This window comes from Bradyrhizobium sp. LeoA1Lang, from assembly GCF_055413685.1.
On record NZ_JBVAPG010000316.1, the window covers coordinates 1 to 4179 of the forward strand.

Here is a 4179-nt window from a genome sequence, read left to right on the forward strand (position 1 = left end):
ACGCACGGGCTTGGACCTGGATAGCGACGCTTCGGAGGGACTGCTGATGCATTGCGATTGATGGCCTTGACACGAACCATCCCATGTGAGGTTCTGGCTGGCTGGTTACCCGCCTCGATACGCCGCCTATCTCAGTCCGTCATCACCCAGATTCCGCCATAGCTCCTTGAGCTGCCTCGACGAGCGTCACCGAGACCCCATCGTAAGACACGCCCTTCAAGCTATTTGCGACCAACTCCTTGATCTTCGGTACGATCTGATCAACGGCAGTACCAGGCTTATAGCGGACCAACACAGCAGCAGTTGAGGGAACAGGCGGGACGCGATCGTCGATCGTATTTTCGGGCAGGACGGCATGGACCCGGGCACTGAACACGCCATCGATCCTGGAGAGCGTCTCCGACAATTCTTGCGTCGTGCCATGGATAAATCGCACACGCTCCTCCGTTGGCGATGACAACATACCCTCTTTCTTAAAGAGGGTGCCCAAGTCGGCAAGCCGATCGCGAGGCAATCCGGCGCCATCCAGTACACTCATGGCACGCGGCACGTCTTTCGTCGGAACAATCAGCGAGGCTGCTCCGTTATGCTCCGCCACCCGCTCGCCATCGATGCCGTGCCGCATCAGCAACGCGAGCATTTCGTTGGCGTCATGCGCCGGAAGATTACGATAAAGCTCGATCTTTGCTCCGCACCCCGCCAACGCGAACGTCACAAAAAGAATCAACGCGCGCTTCAACGCCAACGCCACACTCGCATAACTGTTGTTCACTGGCTCTTCAGGAGAGTATCAAGGCTTTGTACGGCCTTCCCAACCACCTTCGACGCGATGTCGCATTGCAGCGTCAGGGCTGACAGGGTGGATTGCGCGCTCAGCCACTCAGTCGAACTGAACTCGCCGGCGGCATAGCTTTCCGCGACCCCGGCCGCGACTTTCGCAGCGTCGCCGAAAGAGGCGCTTAGCTTCTCCATCCCACCGAGGATATCGTCAGCTACCCGGACACGACCAACCAACCCCTCCTCGGTTGGGGCAAGACCATTGACCACTGCGAGATCATCATTCGATGACGATAGCGCTGGCCGATCGAGCGCCGAACGAAAGGCCTCGACCGAATCAGCCGGCGCCCTTGATGCCACCGGCCTCCCGGTCACTGGCGACACAGCCTCAAGTAGCGCCACGATCCCATTCACACCGCTCATTGATACTGAACCTCCTGATCTACCTTCGCTGCACTCCCTAACGCCGCAACAAGCCCGTCGAGCGCCTGATCGTCGCAAGGAAGACGCCGAAGCACAGCATCCCGCTCACTCAAGCGCCCAACGACTCCAAGAGCCAGCGCCTGGAATGCCATTCCATAGGGATCATTCGCGCGGGCAAGAGGATCGAGGCGCTCCAGCGCCGCCTCAACGTCGTTTGCCGCCAGATCGACGAGCACGCAAGCAATGACGGCCTCCCGACCGCCTGGGGCAACCACATCGATTCCCCTGGCAATCCGCCTCGCTCGCTCCACGTCGTTTTTAACACAAGCCAGAAACGCAACCTCGGTCAGGCGCCGCAGGAGACGGCGCCGGCTTTCCGGCGCGGCAAACGGGACTAAATCAGACATAACAACGAACAGTCCTTACACCGCTGCAAACCCGCCTCATCCGTTAGAATGCAGAGAGATCCCACCGGATAGCTGCACTTACTGCGAGCTGTTTTGGCCACCACATCTGATGCCGCTGAGCGCGTCATAAGCATTCGGTTGAAGTGCTGCCTTCCAGCATGCAGTCGCCAGCGATTCTAGTCCGCAGCACGATCGAGTGGAAATGCCGTTTGGAGATCGAGGCATAGTGAATGCATATGGACGGTAACTCCAGACCAAACGGAAGACCGCGCAAGAAAGGAGTAAGGCAATGGACACGGCGGACAACGCCGACGCGCTGACCACTTGCTCGCAGAGGTCGCAGCAGAGAGAGTCTCAGGCAGCGTCATAGAAGACATCAGGAGGAGCTGAAATGGACCCCGCTTTTGTGACCACGTGCTTAGTTGGAAGGGGCTGCTCCGTTTGATAGACGGAGCGCATGATGACGACGAAGACGAGACGCACGATCGACGCGGCACTGAAGGCCAAGATTGCGCTGGAAGCCGTGCGGGAGCAGGCGACGGCGGCCGATCTGGCCCAGCGCTATGAGGTTCACCCGAACCAGATTTATGCCTGGAAGAAGCAACTGCTGGACCAGGCGGCCCGGGCCTTTGACGCGGGTGTCGGGCGCGAGAGCGAGGAGGCGCGCGAACGCGAGATCGAGAAGCTGCACGCCAAGATTGGACAACTGACAGTCGAGCGCGATTTTTTAGCGCGGAGGTCCGGAAGATGAGCACGCCGGACCGTCGAGGAATGCTCGATCGCGCCGACATGGCGCTGTCGATCCGCCGCAATGCATGTTGCTTGGTATCGCGCGCTCTGGGCTCTACCGGCCGCCACGGCCGGCCAACGACAACGACCTCGCCCTGATGCGGCGTCTCGCGAGCTGTTCACCGCCTGGCCGTTCCTGGGGCCGCAGCACCAGGCACGCGCGGAGAGGGTGGAGGCGGCCTCGTGTCCCAATGGCTGCGCCACACGATGAGCTCGAAACATGGCCGACGGTGTGAATCTGCGCCACACTCGCGACACCTTCGGCCATGCCTCGCTGACCACTACCAGGATCTACCTGTATAACGAGGACGAAGCTCGGCATGCGGCGATCAGCGGTGTGCACCGCGTTGCAGCGGCGCCGAGGTTTGGGACTTTCATTTTTAGTGCCGAGGCCACAGCGGCTGGAAATGCCCCGGCGTGTGCAGAATGTGTACCAATCGACCTTGTTCACCCAGGACAGGATGCACGGTCAGCCTGGCATTCGCATCTGCCGCATCTGCCTCGATGGCTTGAATGCGCACGCCAAAATGGTTCGCCAGCAAGTCCCCGACGCCCTTAGCGCCGTAACGGTCGATATCGCCATGCGGATCGACTACGCCCACGTATCATCTGCCCTGCATAGCCGCCGCTGACGGTCAGGTCATAGAGCATCGTCGAGGCGATGCTGAGGCCCGGCTGTCCGAGAGCAAAAGTTCCTTGCTGCCGGGCCAGGTTGTGCAGGCGGCGTTGCATTGCCTGATGCGCTTCAGCGATAGCTGGCGACCTCGAACGGCAGATACGGGCCTTTGTCGAACACTACAATCACGTCGTCGAACACTACAATCACGTCCGCTATCATGAGAGCATCGACAACCTCTCTCCTGCCGACGCCGAGATTAACTTCGGCATCCACGGGTACTGGACGGCCCCTGCCCTCGGTGCCCGAGAGTCCGCGGCGTGCAAAATATTAAATCAGTATGGGTGCATCGGCACGAATGATAGGGCCGCTCGTCCCGGCGCAAGCGTGGCTACCGTCCAGGTCGATCTCGGCCAACGCGGGGCATTTGAGCCTTCCCTGAAAGTTGATGACGGCGGGAGTTCGGAACGGCGGCATATCGTGGGATGTGGAAGCGCGTCGGATTTTCCGGACGTCTCTCGCTCGACCCGCCACTGCTTGCTGGCGCGACTAGACAGCGCCTCGGCCCTGATTCTGCGACCTTCATCGCCGGGCTGCGTAGCGCATGCTACTGAATGGCCTATCCCGCAAGTCAGACTGAGAGTCCTTTGCAGCCGAGCCGAGGTGAGCGCGCGAAATATCGACACTGTAGCCGATCGAAGTTCCTCCACGGGCCTCTGCGGGACTGGCATCGGACGAACCACCATCAGCACAGCCTGCGCAAGCAGCTGCCGAGCACCAGATCGCAAAATATTCGTCAGGGGATCGTCGATCTCATCGGGCTGATGCAGTGGGACAATGTTGCTAGTCTCGTTCATGGCGTATCGCTCTCCTTGAGAGAGAGATCCCATGGGGTGGATTGCAGTCGTATGTCTTGCAGAATAAGGCTGCCTAAACACTCATCCCGAAGGTGATCATGCATACGACCGGACGATCCGCCCACCCGACCACCATCCGCACCGATCTTGGCGCGATTTTCGTTTCGTTGGAGCTCAGCCGCTCTAGTGGTCTATCACAGTGATTTTGACTCTTTGGGGGTGGCTGGATAGGCGCGGCCGAGTTTGGCGCGAGCTTTGTCGGTTGTGAACATCCATTTGATTCGGGCTCGGGTTTTATTTCGCCGCCGTT

Annotated in this window: 5 protein-coding genes; 1 reads left to right on the top strand and 4 read right to left on the bottom strand. The window is 59.8% G+C overall.

Going from position 1 to position 4179, the window contains the following annotated elements; genetic code table 11:
• Positions 1–142: 142 nt before the first annotated feature.
• From sctJ to ACZYOF_RS42550, 3 genes are read right to left on the bottom strand one after another with little or no spacing between them, the layout of a single operon-like run.
• Positions 143–772 (bottom strand): type III secretion system inner membrane ring lipoprotein SctJ, encoded by a 630-nt coding sequence (sctJ, locus tag ACZYOF_RS42540; RefSeq protein WP_463719473.1) that lies wholly within the window; start codon positions 770–772, stop codon positions 143–145.
• A complete protein-coding gene (sctI, locus tag ACZYOF_RS42545) occupies positions 769–1200 on the bottom strand; it encodes a type III secretion system inner rod subunit SctI (protein ID WP_463719474.1) in 432 nt (143 codons plus the stop codon). Before sctI ends, sctJ begins: the two co-directional genes overlap by 4 nt.
• A complete protein-coding gene (locus ACZYOF_RS42550; protein WP_463719475.1) occupies positions 1197–1607 on the bottom strand; it encodes a hypothetical protein in 411 nt (136 codons plus the stop codon). Before ACZYOF_RS42550 ends, sctI begins: the two co-directional genes overlap by 4 nt.
• 460 nt (positions 1608–2067) lie before the next feature.
• On the opposite strand from ACZYOF_RS42550, the gene ACZYOF_RS42555 reads away from it, so the two are divergent.
• A complete protein-coding gene (locus ACZYOF_RS42555) occupies positions 2068–2358 on the top strand; it encodes a transposase (protein WP_463719476.1) in 291 nt (96 codons plus the stop codon).
• A 418-nt stretch (positions 2359–2776) separates the two neighbouring features.
• On the opposite strand, the gene ACZYOF_RS42560 is transcribed toward ACZYOF_RS42555, so the two are convergent.
• A complete protein-coding gene (locus ACZYOF_RS42560) occupies positions 2777–2998 on the bottom strand; it encodes a hypothetical protein (protein ID WP_463719477.1) in 222 nt (73 codons plus the stop codon).
• Between the last annotated feature and the right edge of the window lie 1181 nt (positions 2999–4179).

Bases quoted from the DNA above. Each gene is read 5' to 3' on its own strand.
- ACZYOF_RS42550 (WP_463719475.1), bottom strand. From the start codon at position 1,607: ATGTCTGATTTAGTCCCGTTTGCCGCGCCGGAAAGCCGGCGCCGTCTC.
- sctI (WP_463719474.1), bottom strand. From the start codon at position 1,200: ATGAGCGGTGTGAATGGGATCGTGGCGCTACTTGAGGCTGTGTCGCCA.
- ACZYOF_RS42555 (WP_463719476.1), top strand. From the start codon at position 2,068: ATGACGACGAAGACGAGACGCACGATCGACGCGGCACTGAAGGCCAAG.